At 72.0% G+C, this 24,205-nt stretch carries 22 protein-coding genes; 17 read left to right on the forward strand and 5 right to left on the reverse strand.

Annotation, left to right across the window (positions count from 1 at the left end):
- Positions 1 to 219: 219 nt before the first annotated feature.
- Positions 220 to 1,215, reverse strand: a complete 996-nt coding sequence (locus ACGFH9_RS04650; RefSeq protein ID WP_393215300.1) for an ABC transporter ATP-binding protein — start codon at positions 1,213 to 1,215, stop codon at positions 220 to 222.
- Positions 1,216 to 1,217: 2 nt separating this feature from the next.
- Between ACGFH9_RS04650 and ACGFH9_RS04655 the strand changes: the two genes are divergently transcribed.
- From ACGFH9_RS04655 to ACGFH9_RS04670, 4 genes are all read left to right on the forward strand, one after another.
- Entirely contained in the window at positions 1,218 to 1,904 is a 687-nt protein-coding gene (locus ACGFH9_RS04655) for an ABC transporter permease (RefSeq protein WP_393215303.1), read from the forward strand.
- Positions 1,901 to 2,638: an ABC transporter permease gene (locus ACGFH9_RS04660; RefSeq protein ID WP_393215307.1), complete on the forward strand. Its 738-nt coding sequence runs from the start codon at positions 1,901 to 1,903 to the stop codon at positions 2,636 to 2,638. The genes ACGFH9_RS04655 and ACGFH9_RS04660 overlap by 4 nt, the downstream gene beginning before the upstream one ends.
- Before the next feature lie 221 nt (positions 2,639 to 2,859).
- Entirely contained in the window at positions 2,860 to 3,864 is a 1,005-nt protein-coding gene (locus tag ACGFH9_RS04665; protein ID WP_393215310.1) for a glycine betaine ABC transporter substrate-binding protein, read from the forward strand.
- Positions 3,865 to 3,972: 108 nt separating this feature from the next.
- Positions 3,973 to 5,712 (forward strand): hypothetical protein, encoded by a 1,740-nt coding sequence (locus ACGFH9_RS04670; RefSeq protein WP_393215313.1) that lies wholly within the window; start codon positions 3,973 to 3,975, stop codon positions 5,710 to 5,712.
- Between the two features lie 18 nt (positions 5,713 to 5,730).
- Here ACGFH9_RS04670 and ACGFH9_RS04675 read toward each other — a convergent pair whose 3' ends face one another.
- Positions 5,731 to 6,918, reverse strand: a complete 1,188-nt coding sequence (locus ACGFH9_RS04675) for an NADH-quinone oxidoreductase subunit D (RefSeq protein WP_393215316.1) — start codon at positions 6,916 to 6,918, stop codon at positions 5,731 to 5,733.
- The gene (locus ACGFH9_RS04680; protein ID WP_393215319.1) at positions 6,915 to 8,108 is read right to left on the reverse strand and encodes an SAM-dependent methyltransferase; all 1,194 of its coding nucleotides are present in this window, start codon (positions 8,106 to 8,108) and stop codon (positions 6,915 to 6,917) included. Before ACGFH9_RS04680 ends, ACGFH9_RS04675 begins: the two co-directional genes overlap by 4 nt.
- A gap of 184 nt (positions 8,109 to 8,292) precedes the next feature.
- On the opposite strand from ACGFH9_RS04680, the gene ACGFH9_RS04685 reads away from it, so the two are divergent.
- From ACGFH9_RS04685 to ACGFH9_RS04715, 7 genes are all read left to right on the forward strand, one after another.
- A complete protein-coding gene (locus tag ACGFH9_RS04685) occupies positions 8,293 to 9,267 on the forward strand; it encodes a Rossmann-like and DUF2520 domain-containing protein (RefSeq protein ID WP_393215322.1) in 975 nt (324 codons plus the stop codon).
- Positions 9,264 to 10,112, forward strand: a complete 849-nt coding sequence (gene panC, locus ACGFH9_RS04690; RefSeq protein WP_393215325.1) for a pantoate--beta-alanine ligase — start codon at positions 9,264 to 9,266, stop codon at positions 10,110 to 10,112. The genes ACGFH9_RS04685 and panC overlap by 4 nt, the downstream gene beginning before the upstream one ends.
- 44 nt (positions 10,113 to 10,156) lie before the next feature.
- Positions 10,157 to 10,585, forward strand: coding sequence for an aspartate 1-decarboxylase (gene panD, locus ACGFH9_RS04695; RefSeq protein WP_355238486.1), 429 nt, complete (start codon positions 10,157 to 10,159; stop codon positions 10,583 to 10,585).
- A 96-nt stretch (positions 10,586 to 10,681) separates the two neighbouring features.
- Positions 10,682 to 11,578 (forward strand): septum formation family protein, encoded by an 897-nt coding sequence (locus ACGFH9_RS04700; protein ID WP_393215328.1) that lies wholly within the window; start codon positions 10,682 to 10,684, stop codon positions 11,576 to 11,578.
- Between the two features lie 93 nt (positions 11,579 to 11,671).
- Entirely contained in the window at positions 11,672 to 13,369 is a 1,698-nt protein-coding gene (locus ACGFH9_RS04705) for an L-aspartate oxidase (protein ID WP_393215331.1), read from the forward strand.
- 53 nt (positions 13,370 to 13,422) lie between these two features.
- Positions 13,423 to 14,319 (forward strand): carboxylating nicotinate-nucleotide diphosphorylase, encoded by an 897-nt coding sequence (nadC, locus tag ACGFH9_RS04710; protein WP_393215334.1) that lies wholly within the window; start codon positions 13,423 to 13,425, stop codon positions 14,317 to 14,319.
- Between the two features lie 17 nt (positions 14,320 to 14,336).
- Positions 14,337 to 15,095, forward strand: coding sequence for a type III pantothenate kinase (locus ACGFH9_RS04715; RefSeq protein ID WP_355238474.1), 759 nt, complete (start codon positions 14,337 to 14,339; stop codon positions 15,093 to 15,095).
- Between the two features lie 5 nt (positions 15,096 to 15,100).
- Here ACGFH9_RS04715 and ACGFH9_RS04720 read toward each other — a convergent pair whose 3' ends face one another.
- The gene (locus ACGFH9_RS04720; protein WP_393215337.1) at positions 15,101 to 15,865 is read right to left on the reverse strand and encodes a class I SAM-dependent methyltransferase; all 765 of its coding nucleotides are present in this window, start codon (positions 15,863 to 15,865) and stop codon (positions 15,101 to 15,103) included.
- 87 nt (positions 15,866 to 15,952) lie between these two features.
- On the opposite strand from ACGFH9_RS04720, the gene lysS reads away from it, so the two are divergent.
- From lysS to ACGFH9_RS04735, 3 genes are all read left to right on the forward strand, one after another.
- Positions 15,953 to 17,461, forward strand: coding sequence for a lysine--tRNA ligase (gene lysS, locus ACGFH9_RS04725; RefSeq protein ID WP_355625664.1), 1,509 nt, complete (start codon positions 15,953 to 15,955; stop codon positions 17,459 to 17,461).
- A 112-nt stretch (positions 17,462 to 17,573) separates the two neighbouring features.
- On the forward strand, positions 17,574 to 17,918 hold the full coding sequence (locus tag ACGFH9_RS04730; protein ID WP_355051005.1) for an Lsr2 family protein: 345 nt from the start codon (positions 17,574 to 17,576) through the stop codon (positions 17,916 to 17,918).
- Positions 17,919 to 18,370: 452 nt separating this feature from the next.
- On the forward strand, positions 18,371 to 20,920 hold the full coding sequence (locus tag ACGFH9_RS04735) for an ATP-dependent Clp protease ATP-binding subunit (RefSeq protein ID WP_393215342.1): 2,550 nt from the start codon (positions 18,371 to 18,373) through the stop codon (positions 20,918 to 20,920).
- 330 nt (positions 20,921 to 21,250) lie between these two features.
- On the opposite strand, the gene ACGFH9_RS04740 is transcribed toward ACGFH9_RS04735, so the two are convergent.
- A complete protein-coding gene (locus ACGFH9_RS04740) occupies positions 21,251 to 22,162 on the reverse strand; it encodes an A/G-specific adenine glycosylase (protein ID WP_393215345.1) in 912 nt (303 codons plus the stop codon).
- Positions 22,163 to 22,258: 96 nt separating this feature from the next.
- Between ACGFH9_RS04740 and ACGFH9_RS04745 the strand changes: the two genes are divergently transcribed.
- From ACGFH9_RS04745 to ACGFH9_RS04755, 3 genes are all read left to right on the forward strand, one after another.
- Positions 22,259 to 22,771, forward strand: a complete 513-nt coding sequence (locus ACGFH9_RS04745) for a glycine cleavage system protein R (RefSeq protein ID WP_393215348.1) — start codon at positions 22,259 to 22,261, stop codon at positions 22,769 to 22,771.
- Positions 22,768 to 23,340: a peptide deformylase gene (locus ACGFH9_RS04750; RefSeq protein WP_393215351.1), complete on the forward strand. Its 573-nt coding sequence runs from the start codon at positions 22,768 to 22,770 to the stop codon at positions 23,338 to 23,340. The genes ACGFH9_RS04745 and ACGFH9_RS04750 overlap by 4 nt, the downstream gene beginning before the upstream one ends.
- Before the next feature lie 118 nt (positions 23,341 to 23,458).
- On the forward strand, positions 23,459 to 24,205 hold the full coding sequence (locus ACGFH9_RS04755) for a hypothetical protein (protein WP_393215354.1): 747 nt from the start codon (positions 23,459 to 23,461) through the stop codon (positions 24,203 to 24,205).

The raw sequence follows: 24,205 nt of genomic DNA on the forward strand, positions 1-24,205 counted from the left end.
TGTGGGTCATCAAGATGACTCACAGGCATCACCCTCATCGTGGTGTCCGCCGTCCGCCCCTCTGCTCGACCGAGGACCTTGACACACGGCCTAGCCGCCCAGCCGAGCAGGTCGGGCCTTTGGCCGCCCAGCCCGGGCAGGTCGGGCCTGGCCGCCCAGCCCGGGCCTGGCCGCCCAGCCCGGGCCTGGCCGCTCTGCCCGGGCAGGTCGGGCCTAGGGCTAGCCGCCCAGCCCGAGCAGGCGCTGGCGGCTCAGTGCGCCCACCGGGCGGCCGTCGTCGGTCACCAGGAGCCGGTCCTGTCCCGACGTCAGCAGTGCCGCCAGAGCGTCGTACGCCGTGCCGTCCAGCGTCACGCTGGGCAGGTCGGCAGGGGCGTCGGCGGGCACGGGCTCCAGTGACTCGCGGTCGAGCGGAGTGACCGCCAACCGGCGGATTCCCCGGTCGGCGCCGACGAACTCACGGACGAACGCGGTGGCCGGCGCGCCGAGCAGAGCGGCCGGGGTGTCGTACTGCTCGAGATGCCCACCCTCGGACAGCACCGCGATCCGGTCACCGAGCCGGACGGCCTCGTCGAGGTCGTGGGTGACCAGCACGATCGTCTTGCGGACCTCGGCCTGGAGGCGGAGGAACTCCTCCTGCAGGCGGGCCCGGACGATCGGGTCCACGGCGGAGAACGGCTCGTCCATCAGCAGCACCACCGGGTCGGCGGCGAGTGCACGCGCGACACCGACGCGCTGCCGTTGACCGCCTGACAGCTCGTGCGGATAGCGGCGGCCGAACTGGGCCGGGTCCAGACCCACCAGGTCGAGCAGCTCGTCGACCCGGGCGCGGGTTCGGTCGCGGGACCAGCCGAGCAGACCCGGCACGGTGGCCACGTTCGCCCGGACCGTCTGATGTGGGAAGAGGCCGACGTTCTGGATCACGTAGCCGATCCGGCGGCGTAGCCGCACCGGGTCGGTGTCCGTGACGTCCTCGTCGCCGAGCATGATCCGTCCGGCCGTGGGCTCGATCAAGCGGTTGATCATGCGGAGCACCGTCGACTTGCCGCAGCCGGACGGGCCGATGAGCACCACCAACTCGCCGGCCTTGACGTCCAGGCTCAGCTCCCGCACGGCCTCGGTGCCGTTCGGGTAGCGCTTCTGGATGCCCTGTAGAGAGATCGATGCCGCGCGAGGGGACCCGGCCGCGCCGGGGGCCTCCGGGGTAACGTCCACGTATGTCCTTCCGCCTGAGCTACCGGGCCGACCCGGGTAACCCCTGGTTCTCCTGGCAGTACGTGCGGGACAACTCTGACACGATCCTCGCCGCCTTGCGTGAACACGCCTCCCTCACCGGGCGCGCGGTGCTGATCGCGGTGTTGATCGCCCTGCCGTTGTCCGTGCTCGCGTACTGGGTCCGCCCGTTGGCCGGCCCGATCCTCGGTGTCACCGGCGTGATCTACACCATCCCGTCGCTGGCGTTGTTCGCGTTCATCGCGCCGTACCTGGGCACCGGCGCCACCACCGTACTGGTCGGGCTGGTCCTGTACGCGCTGCTGCTGATCGTCCGTAACGTGGTGGCGGGGCTCAACCAGGTGCCGCCGGAGGTCGGCGAGGCCGCCGAGGGCATGGGCTACGGCCGGTGGCGGCGGCTGTTCCGGATCGACCTCCCGCTCGCCATCCCCGGCATCCTGACCGGGCTGCGGCTGGCCACCGTGTCGACGGTCGCGCTGGTCACCGTCGGAGTGCTGGTGGGCCACGGCGGCCTCGGTCAACTGATCTTCGCGGGCTTCCAGAACAACCTCTACAAGGCCGAGATCATGACCGGGACGGTGCTCTGCGTGGCGCTGGCTGTGCTGCTGGACCTGCTGCTGGTGCTCGCGGGCCGGCTGGTCACCCCCTGGGCCGCCCGGGGCGTTCGATGAGCGCCGCCGCGAACCCCCTGCAGCAGGGGGTGCTCTGGCTCAACGACCCGCTGAACTGGACCAACCCGGGGGGCATCCTGGACCGCCTCGGCGAGCACCTGACGATCTCCGCCCTGGCCGTGGCGCTCGGCTGCCTGGTGGCCTGGCCGGTCGGGCTCTGGCTCGGGCACGTTGGTCGGGGCGGCGGCCTGGTGGTGCTCGTATCCAATGCCACCCTCGCCATCCCCACCCTGGCGCTGCTGACCATCCTGCCGCTGACGTTCCTCGGCTTCGGCCGTACGCCGGTGGTGGTGGCGCTCGCCGTCTTCGCCGTACCGCCGCTGCTGGCCAACGCCTACACCGGCGTACGCCAGGTCGACCCGGAGGCACGCGACGCGGCCCGTGGGATGGGCCTGTCCGGCGGGCAGTTGCTGCGGCGGGTGGAGTTGCCGTTGGCGGTGCCCTACCTGGCCGCCGGATTCCGGACGGCGGCCGTGCAGGTCATCGCCACGGCCGCGCTGGCTTCGTTCGTCAACGGCGGCGGGCTCGGCGAGATCATCCGCACCGGGTTCGGTCTGAGCATCGCCGCCGGTGGCGGACAGATCGTGGCCGGCGGCGTACTGGTGGCCGGGCTGGCGCTGCTGGCCGAGCTGCTGCTCGGGCTCGTCGAACGCGTGGTGACCCCGCGTCCACTGCGCCGGGGCCGGCAGCGTGCGGGCCGTCCGCGACCCGCGGACGCCACCGGCCGGGCCTGACGTGGTGGCGGGCCGTGGCCCGTCCGGGTGAGCGGACGCCGAAGCGGCGGCCAGCAGTGGGCCGGTCGGTGACGATGCGGTGACGAAGCCCATCCCAGGTTGTCGGTCGGTCGCGGACCATGTTGGGTGGAGAGTCGCGGGCGACCGACATCCAGGATCGCCCGTCGGACACGCGGCCGGCCCGGGACGGGTCGCGCCGGGACACGGAAGGCGGGCGGCACATGCGCGCACGTACACGTCTCGCGATCGGCGTCATCGGCGTCGTGGCCGGGGCAGCACTTCTCACCGGGTGTGGCGACGCCGGCTCGTCCGGCACCGACGCCCCCCAGACCAACGCCTCCGGCGCTGGGTGCGCACCGGTCGCCGGCAAGCAGCTCATCGCGCTGACCGACGACAAGAAGCTCCAGAATTCCGACAACGTCCTCCCGGCGGTCAACAGCAAGGTGGCCAACCCGCAGCTGATCGCCGCGCTCGACAAGGTCTCCGCAGCGCTCGACACGCCGAAGCTGGTCCAGCTCAACAAGGCCGTCGACGCCGACCGTAAGACCCCCAGGGTGGCCGCCGAGGAGTTCAGCAGCGCCAACAACGTCACCGCGGGCATCGCCAAGGGCCCGGGCGGTGAGATCGTGGTCGGCGCCGGCAACTTCAGCGAGAGCCAGACGCTGGCCGAGCTGTACCGCATCGCGCTCACCGCGGCTGGTTACCAGGTCAAGGTGCAGCAGATCGGCAACCGGGAGCTGTACGAGCCGGCGCTGGAGAAGGGCGAGATCCAGGTCGTCCCGGAGTACGCGTCGACCATGGCCGAGTTCCTCAACGCCAAGGCCAACGGCCAGAACCCGCCGCCCGTCTCCTCGCCCGACATCAACAAGACGGTGACCGCGCTCAAGGCCGAGGGCGACAAGGCGGGCATCACCTTCGGTGCCCCGGCCGCCGCGCAGGACCAGAACGCCTTCGCGGTGACCCAGGAGTTCGCCGACAAGTACGGCGTGCGGACCCTCTCCGAGCTGGCCGCGAAGTGCTCCGGCAGCGCCACGGTGCTGGGCGGCCCGCCGGAGTGCCAGCAGCGGCCGTTCTGCAAGCCGGGCCTGGAGAAGACCTACGGTCTCTCGGTGGGTTCGTTCTCCTCCCTGGACCAGGGCGGGCCGCTGACCAAGAACGGGCTGCGTGAGGGCAAGATCAGCGTGGGCCTGATCTTCTCCTCGGACGGCGCGTTCGCCACGAGCTGACGCTCCGCTACGGCGTGTCACGGACGCCCCTGCCCCCTGCGGGGCGGGGGCGCCCGTGCGTCCGGGATCCGTTCCCTCCGGTGCGGATCGTCGGTAGGCTGCTCTTCCATGCCAGCCCCGGCCACCCCCGACGCCCGGCGTCAACCGCTGCTGCTGACCGTGCTCTTCTGGGGCGGCGTGGCTCTGGCGCCCGTCGCGGCGCTGATACTCCTGGTGGCGGACGGTAACGGTCCACTGCGTCTCGCGGCGGTGCTCGCCATCGTGGCGGTGGTGCTGATCGGCCTCTCCATCGCGTTGCGCCCCGACCGTGACGGCGCCTCGGCGCGCGCCGACGAGCTGCTGGACGAGATCGAGGAGCTGCGTCGGGAGTTGCGCGCCGAGATCGTGGCCGCCGCGCAGCGCGGCAACCAGGCGCTGGACCAGGCGCAGCGAGCCCAGGAGGGCGTCGCCGCGGTGCGTCGCCGCCTCGACGCCACCGGCGCGGCCCTCGCCGGCGGTGCCCCGGCGGCCGAGCCGGCGACCGCCAGCCGTGCCCGCGGGCCAGCCGCCGACCCCGTGGACGAAACCCCGCCCGCCCGCAGCCGGGTCCCGGTCCCCGGCGACACTCCGGCCGCCCGCGTGCGGGTGCCGGCTCCGGTCGAGGCCGCCGCTCGGGTGCCCGCTCCGGGCACCGACGGGATGGCCCCCCGGACGCGGGTGCCGGCTCCGGACGATACGGCTGGTCGGTGGGGTCGGGACGAGCGCGACGACGACGAACCGGCGTACCGCCACCGTGCCGCCGACGCCCCCGAGCCCACCGCCGGCAGCGTGTACGGCGCCGCTCCCCGCCCCCCGGAGCACGACCGTGCGCGCGAGCACGGCCCTCAGCGCGAGTACGGCCGTCCGCGCGAACACGACCGTCCCGAGCCGGCGCACCGACCGGTCGGCGTGGTCCGCCACACCGAGACCGTGCACGTCACCACCCGGCACACGGTCGTCGACGGCGGCGGTACGGCGGAGCCGGCCGGACGCTACGGCGGCGGGTACGCCGGCCAGTGGACCCCGCCGGCCCAGGAGTGGACCCGGGGCGGTGGCGCCCAGGGGCGTGCCCGTTCCTGGGATGACGCGGAGGAGCCCCGGTCCGGGTACGCCGACGACCGGGACCGCCGCGCCGACGACCGGACCTGGGGTGCGCAGCAGGGCCCGCGGGGCGAGTCGGCCCCGACGGGCCCCCGCGACGGCTCAGCCCGGGGCGGACCCGAGCGCGGCGACGAGGAGCCCCGTTGGGCGGCTCCCCGCGACGAGCCGGAGTGGACCGACCAGCGCGACGCGTACGCACCGGCCGACGAGCCCGCCTGGGACGGCCGGGCGCAGCGCCGTGGGTGGTCGGAGCAGGTCGAGCCGGAGCGCGCCGGCGCCCCGCAGCCCGGTCCCGCGCTGCGGGCGGACGACACCGGCGAGTACTGGTCGCAGTTGCGGGCCGGCGACCGCTGGGCGGCGGCCCGCGACGACGAGAACGGTCGTGAGCTGCACGTCGGGGAACGCCGGGCCGAGGTGCACGCCGACGCCACGGGCACCGAGTACCGGATGGCGGACCGTTGGGCCTCCGTCCGCCACGAGGAAGCACGCCGCGAAGGCCCGCGCCGCCACGAGGACCCGCGGTGGCCGGACGAGCGCCGGCCGGCGTTGCCGGTCGGCGGGGTGCCCGTGCCGGACGAGTGGCGTCCGCCGCGCCAGCGCGGCCGCGAGCCGGAAACCGCCCCCGAGCAGCAGGGCGGCCGCCGTCGGGTCGATGAGCGGTACGGCTACCCGCCGCAGGACGACGCGCCCCGCGCCGGCGGTGCCCCGGTCACCGACCGCTGGCGCTGACCGGCGGGCCGACCCCGGTCACTTGTCGATGTCACCGACCACGAAGAACATCGAGCCGAGGATGGCGATCAGGTCCGGCACGAGGCAGCCGGGCAACAGGGTGGCCAGGGCCTGCACGTTGGCGTACGACGCGGTGCGCAGCTTCAACCGCCAGGGCGTCTTCTCGCCCCGGGACACCAGGTAGTAGCCGTTGATGCCGAGCGGGTTCTCCGTCCAGGCGTACGTGTGCCCCTCCGGCGCCTTGAGCACCTTCGGCAGGCGGGTGTTGATCGGCCCGGTCAGCCGGTCCACCCGGTCCAGGCACTGCTCGGCGAGGTCCAGCGACGCGTACACCTGGTCGAGGAGCACCTCGAAGCGGGCGTGGCAGTCCCCGGCGGTCTTGGTGACCACCGGAACCTCCAGCTCGTCGTACGCCAGGTAGGGGTCGTCGCGGCGCAGGTCCAGGTCGAGGCCGGAGGCGCGGGCCACCGGCCCGGACGCGCCGAACGCGGCGGCGTCGGCGGCGGACAGCACGCCCACCCCGACGGTGCGGGCCAGGAAGATCTCGTTGCGGCGGATCAGGTGGTCCAGGTCGGGCAGCCGTCCGCGTACCTCGCCGATCGCCGCCCGGGCCCGCCCGGTCCAGCCGTAGGGCACCTCCTCCTTGAGGCCGCCCACCCGGTTGAACATGTAGTGGATCCGGCCTCCGGAGACCTCCTCCATCACCGCCTGGATGGTCTCCCGTTCCCGGAAGGCGTAGAAGACCGGGGTGATCGCGCCGATCTCCAGCGGGTACGAGCCGAGGAACATCAGGTGGTTGAGCACCCGGTTCAGCTCGGCGAGGGCCATCCGCAGCCAGGTCGCCCGCTCCGGCACCTCCATGCCCATCAGGCGTTCCACCGCGAGCACCACACCCAGCTCGTTCGAGAACGCCGACAGCCAGTCGTGCCGGTTGGCCAGCACGATGATCTGGCGGTAGTCGCGTACCTCGAAGAGCTTCTCCGCCCCCCGGTGCATGTAGCCGACGATCGGCTCGCAGGCGACGACCCGCTCGCCGTCGAGGACCAGCTTCAGCCGCAGGACGCCGTGCGTCGAGGGATGCTGCGGACCGATGTTGAGCACCATGTCGGTGCCGAGCTGCTGATCGCCGGTGCCGGCGACCAGCCCGGCCCCGGTGCCGACGGTCAGTTCGCGAAGGTCCCCGGCGTCGGTGCTCATGCCCGTCATCGTGCCACGGCCGGCGACAGCGGGATGCCGACCGGTTGGCGCAGCCACCAGTGCCCGCCGAGACCGGCCGGGTCGGTCAGCTCGGCCACCGCCGACGCCGTGGCCAGCGCCCGCACGTAGCCGGCCGGGTCGGTGCCGGCCTGGCTGAGCGGTGGTCGCCCACCGTCGGCCCCGAGCGCCCGCAGCGCCTCTCGCTGCGAGACCAGGGAGTACGCACACCGGGCGACCGCCGCGCCGGCGGAGGCGACGGAGTCCATGGCGACGTGAGCGGTGACGTCACTCGACCCGTCCGGCACCGGAGGCACCTGCCGCCCAGCCCGGTAACCGGTCAACGTCCCGTCCACCGGTCGGCCGTTCCGCAGATGCCCGTAGTCGACCGTCACGGCCAGCCCTCGGCTGATCTTCCGGACCGCGTTGGCCCAGGCTTCGTCCCTTGGTCTGCCGATCTCTGCCCGGAGACCCGACTCGCTCTCGCTGGCTCCGTCCGTCCAGGTCAGCCCCAAATCTGGGTCGGTGGCCAGGCTGGCCGGACTAGCGTGACCGGGCCACCAGGTAGTCAGCCAATCAAGATCAGCGGCGTTGGCCGGCTCACCAACCGTCTCCACACCGGTCGAGGGCTCGACCAGTACGTATCGCCAGCCACCGTCGGCGTGCACCGCAGCGTCGAGCGGAACGTTGTCCAACCACTCGGTCGCCAGCAGTAGTCCGGTGATGCCGTCGGGGATCTCGGTGGTCCAGTGGATCTCCTTGGGCAGGTTCTCCGGCCGGTTGGCGTACTCGACCGCTGTGAAGCGGACTCGCTCCGCAAGCGACGGACGTCCGGTGAGCGACGACGGCTCGTCGGGTGACCGACGGACGGCGGCCGCAGGAGTCAGGGTCTCCGGGGAGCCCGACCACGTAGGGATCAAGCCTGACCGCCCGGAGTGGGCGGGCTCCCCGGAAACCCCCACGGCAACCGCCAAGGACATCAGCAGCTCCCCCCGCCCAGCCCCGACGTCGACCACGTCCAGCCGTGGTGGGTGGCCCAGGGCAGAGTCCACCTCCGCGACAAGGCGCAGGAGGGCGGCGGCGAAGGCGGGCGAGGCGTGCACGCTGGTCCGGAAGTGGTCGGCCGGGCCGGCGCCGGTCACGAAGAAACCGTCCGGCCCGTAGAGGGCCTGGCTCATCGCGTCCCGCCACGGGATCGGCATCAGCTCGTGCGGGGTGCGGGAGGCATCACCGTGCCGACCCTACGGCCACCGGCCCGGTGACGAGTCAAGATCTGCTTGGTGTCCGGGCGTGGTGAAGGTTTTCACACATGCTTGTCCCGGTTCGGCGGGCCGGGAGCATACTTGCGATCGACCGGTACCCCTTCTCGAGGACTGGATCGTCGTCATGAGCGCACCGTTGCGCCCGCGCCCGGCCGCCCCACGTGGGCCTGCCGGTTCGTGGGATCGCGCCGACACCGGCGTCCGCGCCACCCCCCGCCCGCTCACCGTCGGTGTCGTCGGCGCGGGCCGCGTCGGGGCGGTCCTGGGCGCGGCGCTCGCCGCCGCCGGGCACCACGTGGCCGCTGTCGCCGGTGACTCCGGGGCCAGCCGCGCCCGTCTCGCCCTGCTGCTGCCCGACGTGCCCCGCCTGCCGGTCACCTCCGTCGCCCACGCCGCCACCGACCTGCTGCTGATCGCGGTGCCGGACGACGCGCTCGCCGGGGTGGTCGCCGATCTCGCCGCCCGTGGTGCCCTGCGCCCGGGGCAGGTGATCGCGCACACCTCCGGCGCGCACGGTCTGGCTGTGTTGACGCCGGCCGCCGCGCTCGGTGCCCGGCCGCTGGCCCTGCACCCCGCCATGACCTTCACCGGTACGCCGGACGACCTGGCCCGCCTGGACGGCATCTCGTACGGGGTGACGGCCCCGGCGGAGCTGCGTGCGCTGGCCGCCCGGCTCGTCACCGACCTCGGCGGCGTGCCCGAGTGGGTGGCCGAGGCGGACCGCCCGCTGTACCACGCGGCGCTCGCCCACGGCGCCAACCACCTGGTCACGCTGGTGAACGAGGCGACCGACCGGCTGCGCGACGCCGGGGTGGCCCGCCCGGAGAAGGTGCTCGCCCCGCTGCTGCGGGCCGCCCTGGAGAACGCGTTGCGCCTCGGCGACGATGCGCTGACCGGTCCGGTGTCGCGGGGCGACGCGGGCACGGTCGAGCGGCACCTGGCCCGGCTGGCCGCCACCGCGCCGGAGTCGGTACCCGCCTATCTGGCGCTGGCCCGGCGTACGGCCGATCGTGCGATCGCCGCCGGCCGGCTGCGACCGGTGGACGCGCAGTCGCTGCTCGGCGTGCTCGCCGGAACCGATCGGGAGGTGGCGGCATGACGCAGGTGGTGCACACCCGTGCCGAGCTGGACGAGGCGCGGGGTGCGTTGAAGGGCACCGTCGGCGTGGTGATGACCATGGGGGCCCTGCACGAGGGACACGAGACCCTGCTGCGCGCGGCCCGGGAACAGGCCGACCACGTCCTCGTGACGATCTTCGTGAACCCGTTGCAGTTCGGGCCGAACGAGGACTTCGACCGCTATCCGCGCACGCTCGACGCCGACCTGGAGGTGTGCCGGCGGGCCGGTGCCGACCTCGTCTTCGCTCCCTCGGTGGCCGACATGTATCCGGACGGTCAGCCCCGGGTACGTCTCGACCCGGGTCCGCTCGGGGCGGAGCTGGAGGGCGCGAGCCGTCCCGGCTTCTTCCACGGCGTCCTCACCGTGGTCCTGAAGCTGCTCCAGCTCACCCGCCCCGACCTGGCGTTCTTCGGTGAGAAGGACTACCAGCAGCTCACTCTGGTGCGGCGGATGACCCGCGACCTGGACGTCCCGGTCGAGGTGATCGGCGTACCGACCGTGCGGGAGCCGGACGGGTTGGCGCTGTCCAGCCGCAACCGCTACCTGAACGAGTCCGAGCGCGCGGCGGCGCTGAGCCTGTCCGCCGCGCTGCGGGCGGGGGTCCAGGCCGCCGACGACGGCCTGGACGCGGGCGAGGTGCTGTCCGCCGCGCACGCCGCGTTCGGCGGCGGTACGCCGGGGGCGCGGCTCGACTACCTGGTGCTCACCGATCCCGCGCTGGAGCCGGGGCCGGTGTCCGGGCCGGCCCGACTGGTGATCGCCGCCTGGGTGGGCGCCACCCGGCTCATCGACAACGCGGCGATCCACCTCGCTCCCCGCCCCTGACCTCCGGCCTCACCCCACCACCACCTTTCCGAAAGGCCAGTCCGATGCTGCGGACCATGCTCAAGTCGAAGATCCACCGCGCCACGGTGACCCAGGCCGACCTGCACTACGTGGGTTCGGTGACGGTGGACGAGGACCTGCTCGACGCCGCCGACCTGATCCCCGGCGAGCAGGTCGCGATCGTGGACATCACCAACGGCGCCCGGTTGGAGACGTACGTCATTCCGGGTCGGCGGGGCAGCGGTGTGATCGGCATCAACGGTGCCGCAGCGCACCTCGTGCACCCCGGTGACCTGGTCATCCTCATCTCGTACGGGCAGATGGACGACGCGGAGGCCCGGTCGTACCGGCCACGGGTGGTGCACGTGGACGCCGACAACCGGGTGGTCGAGCTGGGCGTGGACCCCTCCACGGCGGCGCCGGGAACGGCCGGTGACCCGATGCCCAATCCGCTCGCGGTGTCCGGAGTCTGATCTCGCGCGACGCGATTCCGGTCTGTTACCGGAAGGTCATTTCCGGTTACCCTGGGCACGCTGGCGGAAGCCGGTGGGTGGCTGGGGGAGGCCGCGATGCGTCGTGCCATGACGACCCTGTTCGCCACTGCCGTCACGGCAGTGTTGCTGGTGGGCTGTGCCGGGTCCGGCGGCCTCGACGGTGATCTGACCGATGACTGGGCGGCGCTGCCGGCGGCGACGGCCTTCACGCCGGCCGCCGGGGTGTGCCAGGCCGCCGACTTCATCGAGGTGGTCACGCTGGCCGCCTACCAGCCGATCGACTGTGCCGGGCCGCACCTGGTGGAGACCGTGCACGTGGGGGCGTTCCCGCCCGAGCGCCCCGCCGCGCCGGCCACCGGTTCGGTGGAGCTGCGCGGGGCGTTCGCCGAGTGCGACACCAGGGCCTCCGCGTACGTGGGCGACGACTGGCGGGCCGGGCGACTGCGGCTGTCGGTGGCGCTGCCCTCCGGGCCGGGCTGGGCGGCCGGCTCCCGCTGGTACCGGTGCGACGTGACCGAACTGACAACTGTCGAGGCGGCGGCAACTGTGGTGGTCCGGTCGGGGAGCCTGCGGAACGCGTTGAAGGGTGCCTCCGGGCTGCGGTTGGGCTGCCAGCAGACCCGGGCCGGGGCGGGTCGCGGTGTGCAGACGCTGGTTCCGGTGGAGTGCGGTGGTCGGCACGACGCCGAGTTCGTCGGGGTGTGGCGGGCGCCGGACAAGCCGTACCCGGCCAAGGACGCCGACTGGGCGCCGCTCTACACCGGCTGCCGCAGCGTCCTCGGCCGCTACGTGGGCGTACCCGACGACTCCGACCTGCGGTTCCGCAGCGGTGTGGTGGTACGTCCGCCGGGTGCGGGGCGTTGGCGGGTCGGCGACCGGGGGGTTCGCTGCTACCTGTGGTTGAGCGACCGTACGGTCACGGCGTCGTTGAAGGGCGCGGGCTCGGCGGGTCTGCCGGTGCGGACGAAGTGAACAAGCTGCTCGTTCCCGGCCGGACGGGGTAGCCCAAACCACTCGTTGAGCCCCCGCCTCCCCCGGCGAGGATCCTTCGGGTTGACTGGTGGGATGGACCTTCCGACGGTCGACCTGCCGGCCCTGCCCCGACTGCTGGCCGCGCCCGAGCCCGGCTGGGTGGAGACCACCGACGTGATCGTGGTGGGGTCCGGGGTGGCCGGACTGACCGCCGCGCTGCACCTGCGTGAGGCGGGCCTGCACGTCACGGTCGTCACCAAGGTCAACATCGATGACGGCTCGACCCGGTGGGCGCAGGGCGGCATCGCTGCGGTGCTCGACCCAGCGGACACCCCGGCGGCGCACGCTCGGGACACCGAGATCGCCGGCGTGGGGCTCTGCGACCCGGCGGCCGTGCGGGTCCTCGTCGAGGAGGGGCCGACGCGGCTGCGGGAGCTGATGCGGATCGGCGCCGAGTTCGACCGCCACCCGGACGGCTCGCTGATGCTGACCCGCGAGGGCGGGCATCGGGCGGACCGGATCGTGCACGCCGGCGGTGACGCGACGGGTGCCGAGGTGCAGCGGGCCCTGCACGCGGCGGTGCAGCGCGACCCGTGGATCAGGCTGGTCGAGCACGCCCTCGTGCTGGACCTGCTGCGCGCGCCCGGCGACGGCCCGGACGGCCTCGGCCCGGCGTGCGGGATCACCCTGCACGTGCTCGGTGAGGGCAGCGAGGACGGTGTGGGCGCGCTGCTGGCCCGGGCGGTGGTGCTGGCCACCGGCGGGATGGGGCAGATCTTCGCGGCCACCACCAATCCGGCGGTCTCCACCGGCGACGGCGTGGCGTTGGCGCTGCGGGCCGGCGCGGCGGTGACCGACGTGGAGTTCGTGCAGTTCCACCCGACCGCGCTGATCACCCCGTCCCGTGCCGGGGTGCCCGGTGCCGGGCACGCGCAGCAGCCGCTGGTCTCCGAGGCATTGCGGGGCGAGGGGGCGTACCTGGTGGACGCCGACGGCAAGCGGTTCATGGTAAGCCAGCACGAGCTGGCCGAGCTGGCCCCCCGGGACGTGGTGGCCAAGGGCATCCACCGGGTGCTGCTGGCCAGCGGCGCGGACCACGTCTTCCTCGACGCCCGGCACCTGGGCGGCGACTTCCTGGCCGCGCGTTTCCCGACCATCGTGGCGTCCTGCCTGGCGATCGGCGTGGACCCGGCGACCGACCTGATCCCGGTGGCGCCGGCCGCCCACTACGCCTCCGGCGGGGTCCGCACCGACCTGCGCGGCCGCACGTCGATCCCCGGTCTGTACGCCTGCGGCGAGGTGGCCTGCACGGGCGTGCACGGCGCGAACCGGCTGGCCAGCAACTCGCTGCTGGAAGGACTGGTGTTCTCCCGGCGCATCGCCGACGACATCGCGGCCGGCCTGCCCGAGCAGGCCCAACCGGCCGACGTCGGCGCCTGGCGGGGTGGCGCGGGCTGGGTCGTACCGGCCGAGGCGACGTCGACGTTGCAGCGGGCGATGACCCGTGGGGCAGGGGTGCTGCGCTCGGCGGCGACGTTGGCCGAGGCGGCCGGGACGCTGACCGGGGTGGGTGCCGCCCGGGGTCGACCCCGGACCGCCGACTGGGAGGCGACGAACCTGCTCACGGTGGCGGCGACGCTCGTCGGGGCGGCCTACGCGCGGGGCGAGACGCGGGGCTGCCACTGGCGGGAGGACTTCCCGACGGCGGACGAGCGGTGGCGGGGCCACCTCGTCGGTTCGGTCGGGACGCAGGGTCGGATGACGCAGCAGTGGGAGGGGAGCGACCAGTGAGCGCGAGGAGTGAGCCGGTTCTGCGAGCGCCGCAGTCGCGAACGGAGAAGATGATGACGGAGTCGACGCGGGCGGCGCTGCGAGCGGCCGGACTGGACCCGGAACAGGTACGACGGGTGGTGGAGAACGCGCTGGTCGAGGATCTGGGGCCGGAGTTCCTGGACGTCACCAGCGTGGCGACCATCCCGGCCGAGCAGACCGACACCGCCGATCTGATCGCCCGGGCGGACGGCGTGGTGGCTGGGCTGGCGGTGGCTGCCGCGGTGTTCGAGCTGGTGGGCGAGGTGACGGACTTCGGTCGTACCGTCGAGGTGTCGGTGTCGGTCCAGGACGGCGAGCGGGTGGCCCGCGGCGACGTGCTGGCGACGGTGGCCGGCCCGACCCGGTTGCTGCTGACGGCCGAGCGGACGGCGCTCAACCTGCTCTGCCGGATGTCCGGGGTGGCCACCCACACCCGGGCCTGGGCGGACGCCCTGGCCGGCACGAAGGCGATGGTGCTGGACACCCGCAAGACGACGCCGGGCCTGCGGGCGCTGGAGAAGTACGCGGTCCGGGCCGGCGGCGGTACCAACAAGCGGATGGGCCTCTACGACGTGGCCATGATCAAGGACAACCACAAGCTGGCGGCCGGGGGCATCACGGCGGCGTACCGGCGGGTCCGGGAGTCGTTTCCGGAGGTGCCGGTGCAGGTCGAGGTGACCACCGTCGCCGAGGCCGTGGAGGCGGTGGAGGCCGGGGCGGACTTCCTGCTCTGCGACAACATGACCCCCCAGGTGCTGGCCGAGGCGGTCGCGGCGGTGGGCGACCGGGCGGAGCTGGAGGCGACCGGCGGCCTGACCCTGGAGGTGGCGGCCCGCTACGCGGCCACCGGCGTCGACTTCCTCTCGGTGGGCGCGTTGACGCACTCGTCGCCGATCCTGGACATCGCGCTGGACCTGCGCACCGATTAGTTGTCTAGGCTGCGAGCGTGCTGCTCTGCATCGACATCGGAAACACCAACACCGTGCTGGCGACCTTCGAGGGCGACAAGCTGGTGCACTCCTGGCGGATCAAGACCGACGCCCGTTCGACGGCGGACGAGCTGGGCCTGATGTTCCGGGGTCTGCTCGCCGGGGACAACGTCGAGATCACCGGTGTGGCGGCCTGCTCCACGGTGCCCGCCGCGCTGCGCTCGCTGCGGACCATGCTCGACCGCTACTACGCCGACCTGCCGAGTGTCATCGTCGAGCCGGGCGTGCGCACCGGGGTGCAGTTGGCGATCGACAACCCGAAGGAGGTGGGCGCCGACCGGGTGGTGAACACCCTGGCCGCGTACACGCTCTACGGTGGGCCGTCGATCGTCGTGGACTTCGGCACCACCACCAACTTCGACGTGATCAGCGGTCGCGGCGAGTTCCTCGGTGGCGCGTTCGCGCCGGGCATCGAGATCTCCTTCGACGCGCTCGCGGCCCGGGCCGCCCAGCTGCGCAAGGTCGAGGCCACCAAGCCCCGCTCGGTGATCGGCAAGAACACCGTGGAGTGCCTCCAGGCCGGCCTGTACTTCGGCTTCGCCGGGCAGGTGGACCGGATCGTCGAGCGGATGACCGAGGAGTTGGGCGAGGTGCGGGCGGTGATCGCCACCGGCGGCCTCGCCTCCCTGGTGATGAACGAATGCCGCAGCATCACCCACCACGAACCGATGATCACCCTGATCGGCCTGCGGATGGTCTACGAGCGCAACATCTGACCGGGTCAGAGGCGTCGGGCGCGCAGGACCAACGTCCGGTACGGCAGCTCGACGGTTTCCCGGCCGGCCAGGGCGGGGTGGGTGTCCAGCAGGTCGGCCAGCTCGCGTTCGACCCGCCGCTGGTCGTCGGCCGAGGCGGTGAGCCAGTACGAACGGGTGCGGATCATGCCCAGCACCTCGTCCGGGGTGAGGACCGTGCGGTGGCCGAACTCGCGTGCTTCGACGGCCGTGAACCCGCGGCCGAAGTCGGTGTTCTTCTTGACCAGCTCTGCCGACTTGTCGTCGAGGTGGGCGATCCGGCCCAGCTCTGCCACCCATTCGACGTTGTCGTCCCGGATGTTCCAGAGCGGGGCGAAGATGCCGCCGGGGCGCAGCACCCGGGCGATCTCGGCGTGCGCGGGCTCTCGGTCGAACCAGTGGTACGCCGTCCCGACCAGCACCGCGTCCGCCACGCCGTCGGGCAGTGGCACTGCCTCCGCGCTGCCCGCCAGCGCCGTCGTGCCCGGCGTGGAGACCGCGAGTTGCGTCCGCATCCCCTGATCAGGCTCGACGGGTACGACGTGGAAGCCCAGGGCCTGCACGGCGCGCGTCAGGATGCCGGTGCCCGCGCCCAGGTCGACGACCTGCCCGCCGTCGCCTGGCTCGGCCCGTCCGGCGTCGTTCAGGCCGTCGAGGGCCCAGCGAATCGCCTCTTCGGGATACCGGGGGCGGAACCGGTCGTAATCGCTCGCTGCGACACCGAACGAGAGCGCCTGGGTGTGATCGACCATGACGGGCAGTATCCGCTAACGGCTCCCGGAACGCTTGAGTACGCTCGGGCCTGACCCCCTGTATCTCCCGTGACGAGGAAGCGTGCCGTGAGCGAGCAGAACGCCGTGCCAGTGGACCCCGCCGACGACCTTCCCGAGCAGATGAAGGTCCGCCGGGAGAAGCGGGACCGGATGCTCGCCGACGGCGTCGAGCCCTACCCGGTCGGGTTCCCCCGGACCACCACGTTGGCCGAGATCCGTACCCGCTACGCCGAGTTGCCCACCGACACCGCCACCGGCGACGAGGTCTCGGTCACCGGCCGGGTGATCTTCGTACGCAACACGGGGAAGCTCTGCTTCGCGACCCTGCGCGACGGCGACGGCACCGAGTTGCAGGCCATGCTCTCCCTCGACAAGGTCGGCGCGGAGCGGTTGGAGGCCTGGAAGCGCCTGGTCGACCTGGGTGACCACGTCGGCGTGACCGGCGAGGTGATCACGAGCCGCCGGGGCGAGCTGTCGGTGCTGGCGCAGCGGTGGGAGATGACCGCCAAGGCGCTGCGGCCGTTGCCGGTGGCGCACAAGCCGCTCTCCGAGGAGGCGCGGGTCCGGCAGCGCTACGTTGACCTGGTCGTGCGTCCGCAGGCCCGGCAGATGGTCCGTACCCGCGCGGCGGCGGTACGCAGCCTGCGCGATTCGCTGCACGGTCAGGGTTTCATCGAGGTGGAAACTCCGATGCTGCAACTGTTGCACGGTGGCGCGACGGCCCGACCGTTCGTGACCCACAGCAATGCGTTGAGCACCGATCTGTATCTGCGAATCGCTCCGGAACTGTTTCTGAAGCGTGCCGTCGTCGGTGGCGTCGACCGCGTCTTTGAGATCAACCGTAACTTCCGTAATGAGGGTGTCGACTCTTCGCACTCGCCCGAGTTCGCGATGCTGGAGACCTACCAGGCGTACGGGGACTACGACACGATCGGCGAGTTGACCCGCAATCTCGTGCAACAGGCGGCGATCGCGGTGAGCGGCTCGACGGTGGTGACCCACGCCGACGGGCGGGAGTTCGACCTGGGCGGCGAGTGGCGGTCGGTGCCCCTGTTCGGGGTCCTTTCCGAGGCGCTCGGCGAGGAGGTCACGGTCCGTACCGAACGTTCCCGGCTGGTCGAGTACGCGGACAAGGTGGGATTGGCCGTGGACCCGAAGTGGGGCCCGGGCAAGCTGGCCGAGGAGCTGTTCGAGGAACTGGTCGTCCCCGGCCTGCAGGCGCCCACCTTCGTACGGGACTACCCGGAGGAGACCAGCCCGCTCACCCGGGCGCACCGCAGCGAGCCGGGGCTTGCCGAGAAGTGGGACCTCTACGTCCTCGGTTTCGAGCTGGGCACCGGGTACTCTGAGCTGGTCGACCCGGTGGTGCAGCGGGAACGGCTGGTCGCCCAGGCGCAGCTCGCCGCCCGTGGTGATGACGAGGCGATGCGTCTCGACGAGGACTTTCTCCGGGCCATGGAGTACGGAATGCCTCCGGCCGGGGGTATGGGAATGGGAATCGACCGCCTCTTGATGGCCCTCACCGGCCTCGGAATTCGGGAAACGATCCTCTTCCCGTTGGTCCGCCCGGAGTAGTCGACCGCCGGCTCCCAGCGAGTCGTAACGGCATCCTATTGACGGGGCGAGCAGCACGCGGGCTATTGTGCTCTCATTAGCAGGAGCGCCCTGCTCGAAAGGATTGTGGGACGTGGCCAAGCAGATCATTCACAAGCTGGTCGATGACCTGGACGGCGGGGACGCGGACGAGACCGTCAAGTTCGCGCTCGACGGCGTTCAGTACGAGATCGACCTGTCCGGCGCCAACGCCGCGAAATTGCGCGACGTATTCGCGCCGTATGTCGGAGCCGGCACCAAGGTCGGTCGCGGTGGCGTGGTGATCGGTGGACGGGCTGCTCGCGGTCGCGGCGGCGCCACCGCCGACCGGGAGCAGAACAAGGCGATCCGGGACTGGGCCAAGAAGGCCGGCAAGGACATCTCGGACCGGGGTCGTATTCCGCAGGAGATCGTGGACGAGTTCCACGCCAAGCGCTGATCCGTTCAGCTGACCGGTGGCAGCCGCCACCGCCAGGCGACACCGACGCCGGGCCGGAGCACTCTCCGGGCCGGCGTCGCCGTATTCCCGACCCGTCGGGTCGGATCGGAGCCACGGGCGCGCCCGCGGCGGGAATGGCGGGCGGCCCGACCGGCGTTGTCCACAGGCGGTGGAGTACCTATCCACAGCCTGTGGACGACCGGCTGGAGGCCTCCGCGTGGACCGTCGGATTTCGCTCTGCGCGTAGCGACAGGGGTACCGGAACACCTCCTGAGCGCGGACGGTTGTGCAAAACGACGTGGAACCGACCCCGACCAGAGAGACACGACCTCAGCTGAGTCGGTCAGCGACGATAGAGTAAGGAGGCACGGACGCCCGTCTTGGACGTTCGTGCACCGGCCCCGCCGAGATCTAGACCATCAAGGCGCACGGCACGTGAGGAGCACGAGGGCATGTTCGAGCGGTTCACCGACCGAGCGCGACGGGTTGTCGTCCTGGCCCAAGAAGAGGCCCGGATGCTCAACCACAACTACATCGGTACGGAGCACATCCTGCTGGGCCTCATCCACGAGGGTGAGGGCGTCGCCGCCAAGGCTCTGGAGAGCCTCGGCATCTCCCTGGAGGGCGTGCGCCAGCAGGTCGAGGAAATCATCGGCCAGGGTCAGCAGGCGCCGAGCGGGCACATCCCGTTCACGCCGCGGGCCAAGAAGGTGCTGGAGCTGTCGCTGCGCGAGGCGCTGCAGCTCGGCCACAACTACATCGGCACGGAGCACATCCTGCTCGGGCTGATCCGCGAGGGTGAGGGCGTCGCCGCCCAGGTGCTGGTCAAGCTCGGCGCCGACCTCAACCGGGTCCGCCAGCAGGTGATCCAGCTCCTCTCCGGTTACCAGGGCAAGGAGCCCGCCGCCGCAGGCGCCGCTCCGGGTGAGGCCGCGCCGTCGACCAGCCTCGTGCTGGACCAGTTCGGCCGCAACCTGACCCAGGCCGCCCGCGAGGGCAAGCTCGACCCGGTCATCGGGCGCGAGAAGGAAATCGAGCGGGTCATGCAGGTGCTCTCCCGCCGTACCAAGAACAACCCGGTCCTGATCGGTGAGCCCGGCGTCGGTAAGACCGCCGTGGTGGAGGGGCTTTCCCAGAAGATCATCAAGGGCGAGGTGCCCGAGACTCTGAAGGACAAGCAGCTCTACACGCTCGACCTGGGTGCGCTGGTCGCGGGTTCCCGCTACCGGGGTGACTTCGAGGAGCGCCTCAAGAAGGTGCTCAAGGAGATCCGCACCCGCGGCGACATCATCCTGTTCATCGACGAGATCCACACCCTGGTGGGTGCGGGTGCCGCCGAGGGCGCGATCGACGCCGCGAGCATCCTCAAGCCGATGCTGGCCCGTGGCGAGCTGCAGACCATCGGTGCCACCACGCTCGACGAGTACCGCAAGCACCTGGAGAAGGACGCCGCTCTCGAGCGCCGCTTCCAGCCGATCCAGGTGGGTGAGCCGTCGCTGGCGCACACCATCGAGATCCTCAAGGGCCTGCGTGACCGTTACGAGGCGCACCACCGGGTCTCGATCACGGACGCCGCTCTCGTGGCCGCCGCGACCCTGGCCGACAGGTACATCTCCGACCGCTTCCTGCCGGACAAGGCGATCGACCTGATCGACGAGGCCGGTGCCCGGATGCGGATCCGTCGGATGACCGCGCCGCCAGACCTGCGTGACTTCGACGAGCGCATCGCCCAGGTGCGTCGCGACAAGGAGTCCGCGATCGACGCGCAGGACTTCGAGCGCGCCGCCCAGCTGCGCGACAAGGAGAAGCAGCTCCTCGGTCAGAAGGCGCAGCGGGAGAAGGAGTGGAAGGCCGGTGACCTGGACGTCGTCAGCGAGGTCGACGACGAGCAGATCGCCGAGGTGCTCGGCAACTGGACCGGCATCCCGGTCTACAAGCTGACCGAGGAGGAGACCTCGCGCCTGCTGCGCATGGAGGACGAGCTGCACAAGCGCGTCATCGGCCAGGAGGACGCGGTCAAGGCGGTCTCGAAGGCGATCCGGCGTACCCGGGCCGGCCTGAAGGACCCGAAGCGCCCCTCGGGCTCGTTCATCTTCGCCGGCCCGTCCGGTGTGGGTAAGACCGAGCTGTCCAAGGCGCTCGCCGAGTTCCTCTTCGGCAGCGAGGACGCCCTCATCCAGCTGGACATGTCCGAGTTCCACGACCGGTACACGGTGTCCCGTCTCGTGGGTGCCCCTCCCGGCTACGTCGGTTACGACGAGGGCGGGCAGCTCACCGAGAAGGTGCGTCGTCGTCCGTTCTCGGTGGTCCTCTTCGACGAGATCGAGAAGGCCCACCCGGACGTGTTCAACACGCTCCTGCAGATCCTGGAGGACGGTCGGCTCACCGACGGTCAGGGTCGGATCGTGGACTTCAAGAACACGGTCATCATCCTGACCACCAACCTGGGCACCCGTGACGTCGCCAAGGCGGTGTCGCTGGGCTTCCAGCAGTCGGAGGACTCCGAGTCCACCTACGACCGGATGAAGCAGAAGGTCAACGACGAGCTCAAGCAGCACTTCCGGCCTGAGTTCCTCAACCGGATCGACGACACCATCGTCTTCCACCAGCTGCGTCAGACCGAGATCCTCTCGATCGTGGACATCATGATCCAGCGGATCGAAGGCCAGCTGCGCAACAAGGACATGGGTCTGGAGCTGACCGACAACGCCAAGAAGTACCTGGCGGCGAAGGGCTTCGACCCGGTGCTCGGTGCCCGTCCGCTTCGTCGCACGATCCAGCGCGACATCGAGGACAACCTCTCCGAGCGGATCCTGTTCAACGAGCTGACCCCCGGTCAGATCGTGGTGGTGGACTGCGAGGGCGACCCGAACGACATCGACAAGTCCAAGCTCGTCTTCCGGGGTGCCGAGAAGCCGGTCGAGGTTCCGGACGCCGTTCCGGCCGACCTCGGTGGCACGGCCGCCGGCACCGCGGCAGCGGCGACGGACGAGGTGGCATAACCAGCAGCACAAGGGGCGGGGCTCCGGCGGCGTAAGCCACCGGGGCCCCGCCCCTGTTGTGCGCCTGTCCAGCGGGCACTCGCCGACCCGGCGCGGCCCGCGCCGTCGTGCGCCACCTGCCCGTCTGCGCCGTCGAGCGCCACCGGCCCCAGTTGCGCGGCGGGCCGACCAGGAGCGCTGGCAAGATCGCGCTGCATCCTGGATGTAGTGGCATCCGGCGCGGCCGACACCACTACATCCAGGATCGAGCGTGATCTGACGTCCGAGCGCGGGGCGTGGGGCTTGAGCCCTAAGGGCCCGAAGGCTCGGCGGGTTCGAAGGCGCGGCCGGTCAGGCGGTCAGGTCTGCGGTGGCGGTGGGCGGGCCGTCGCCGGCCAGCCGGAACGAGTCCGTGCCGACCGGTTCGACGAGCCCGTCCTGCACGAGGCCGGCCAGCGCCCGTGCGCGCTGCACGGCGTCGGTCCAGACCTGGTCGAGGCGCTGGTGGGGGACCGGCCCGGTGGTCTCCCGGAGCACACCGAGCAGCAGTCCGCGTACCTGCCGGTCGGTGCCCGCGTACCGCTGGGGTCGGCGGGTCGGGCCGGTCGGCGGCTCCTGCCCGGAGGCCCGCCACGCGCAGACCGACTCGACCGGGCAGGCCGTGCAGCGCGGTGAGCGGGCAGTGCAGACCACCGCCCCCAGTTCCATGAACGCGGCGCTGGCGAGCGCGGCAGCGGCGGGTTCCGGCGGCAGCAGCTCTTCGGTGGCGACCAGGTCGGCGGGGCGGGTGACCGGTCCGGCGTCCGGCTCACCGGCCACGGCCCGACAGACCACCCGGCGTACGTTCGTGTCGACCACCGGATGCCGTTGCCCGAACGCGAACGCGGCCACCGCGCGGGCCGTGTACGTGCCCACGCCGGGCAGCGCCAGCAGCTGTTCCAGCCGGTCGGGCACCTGACCGCCGTGTCGGTCCACGATGGCTACCGCGCACTCCCGCAGACGGACGGCGCGGCGGGGATAGCCGAGGCGTCCCCACATGCGGATCGCCTCGGCCGGGGTGTCCGCCGCCAGCGCGGCGGGGTCGGGCCAGCGGGCCAGCCAGGCCTGCCAGGCCGGCACCACCCGGACCACCGGCGTCTGCTGGAGCATGACCTCGCTGACCAGGATGGCCCACGGGCTCACGCCGCGTTCCCGCCACGGCAGGTCACGGGCATGCTGCTGGAACCATCGGCTGACCAGGGCGGCGAAATCGGGTTGAGTCATGGCGTCGTCGATGATGTCACGCGGTCCGGTCCCGCTGGTTGGGCGGCTCGGGCGGGGTGTCGCGGTGGCGGTGGGCGGATCGGGCAGAATGCGCGGATGAACGAGCTCGCGATCACCGTCATCGGTCCGGACCGGCCGGGCATCGTGGCCGACGTCGCCGAGGTGCTGGCCCGGCTGGGCGCGAACCTCACCGACAGCACGATGACCCGACTGCGGGGGCACTTCGCGATGACCCTCATCTGCACGGGGCCGGCTGCGGCCGAGGTGGAGGCGGCGTTGGTGCCGCTGGCGGCCGAGGGGCAGCTACTGGCGACCGTACGCGCGGTCACGCCCGACGGTGCGGTGGCACCGGCCGGCGAGCCGTACGTGCTGGCGGTGCACGGGTCGGATCGGATGGGCATCGTGGCGGCGATGACCCGTGTGCTCGTGGACGCCGGCGGGAACGTCACCGACCTGAGCACCCGGTTGGCGGGTTCGCTCTACGTGGTGGTGGCCGAGGTCGAGTTGCCGGCGGGGGTCGTCGAGGCGTTGACCGAACGGCTGCACCGGACGGCCGCCGAGGTGGGGGTCGAGGTCACCCTCCGGCCGGCAGACCCGGATCTGCTGTGAGCGACGAGCAGCGCGGGTCGTACGCCGGTCTGGGGGGTTGGACGCCGGAGACGCTGGCTGTGGCGGGCGAGGTGCGGGCCGTCGTGTCGGCGCCGCACCCGGTGTTGAGCCGGGCCGGAGGCGATGTCGACCCGACCGCCGAGGAGACCGTCCGGTTGGCCGCCGACCTGGTCGCCACGATGCGGGTCTCGCCGGGCTGCGTGGGTCTGGCGGCACCGCAGGTCGGCGTCGGCGCCCGGGTCTTCGCCGTCGACGTGACAGGCCACCCGAAGGCGGTCACCGTGCACGGCACCTTCGTACTCTGCAACGCCCGGGTGGTGGAGGCGACCCGATGGAAGCCGGGTCGGGAGGGGTGCATGTCCGTGCCGGACCTGACCGGGGACGTGAAGCGGGCCAGTCGGCTGGTGGTGGAGGGTGACCTGCCGGGTACGGGCGCGCCCGTCCGGTTGGTGACGGACGGCTTCGAGGCGCGGGCGTTGCAGCACGAGATCGACCACTGCGAGGGGTTGCTCTTCCTGGATCGGGTTGCCGGTGCGCACGCCGTCTACCAGCGCAAGGTCTACCTCTGACCAGGTGGTCGGACGCTGGTCTGTCCGTCCTCAGTGGAGCGTTGTCGCGCCGCCCGGGTGGCGCTCCGGCGCGTCGTGACCCATGCGTGGGTGCGGCGCGACTACGGTGGGGGGCATCATGCGTCTGACGGTCGGCCCCCTGCCACCCGCCGTGTACTGGCGGCGTCGCGCCGTCGTACTCGGAGCGGGGCTTCTCTTCCTGATTGTCCTGCTCTACTCCTGCACCGGCTCGGGTCGCTCCGGCGGGCACACGGGGGCGGGGGCGACATCGACTCCGACGTCGAGCCCGGGGCCGAGTGGTTCGTTGCTGACCCCGCAGACCGGGGCGCCGCCGGCATCCGGCTCCGCGGAGCCGAATGCCACGGACCGGTCCGCCGATCCGAATGCCGTGAATGGCACGACTCCGAGCCCCGAGGTCACCAGCAACGACCCGCCGCCGGGCTCGGCCGCCGGATCGGTCGACGACGGCACCTGCACCGACGCGGAGGTCAGCGTGACGTCGGTGGCGCGACCTACTTCGGTCCAGCGTGGCGCGTTGGTGGACCTCCAACTGAAGATCAAGAACACCTCGGACCGTACGTGCAGCCGCGACGTCGGCGCCGACGTCCAGGAGATCTTCATCAAGGCCGGCGCCGAGAAGGTGTGGTCCTCCGACACCTGCGGCAAGGCCAAGGGCTCGGACGTGCAGTCGTTCACGCCCAATTTCGAGCGCTCCTACCAGGTGGGCTGGAACGGGCGGGACGCCACGCGCTGCGATGACGCGGGGCTGGCCGCCGGCCCGTTCCCGCCGGCCGGCACGTACCAGGTGTTCGCGCGGGTCGGCACCAAGTACAGCGCACCCGTGAAGATCACCGTCACCGGCTGA

Source organism: Micromonospora sp. NPDC049102 (genome assembly GCF_043197485.1).
Taxonomy (GTDB): domain Bacteria; phylum Actinomycetota; class Actinomycetes; order Mycobacteriales; family Micromonosporaceae; genus Micromonospora.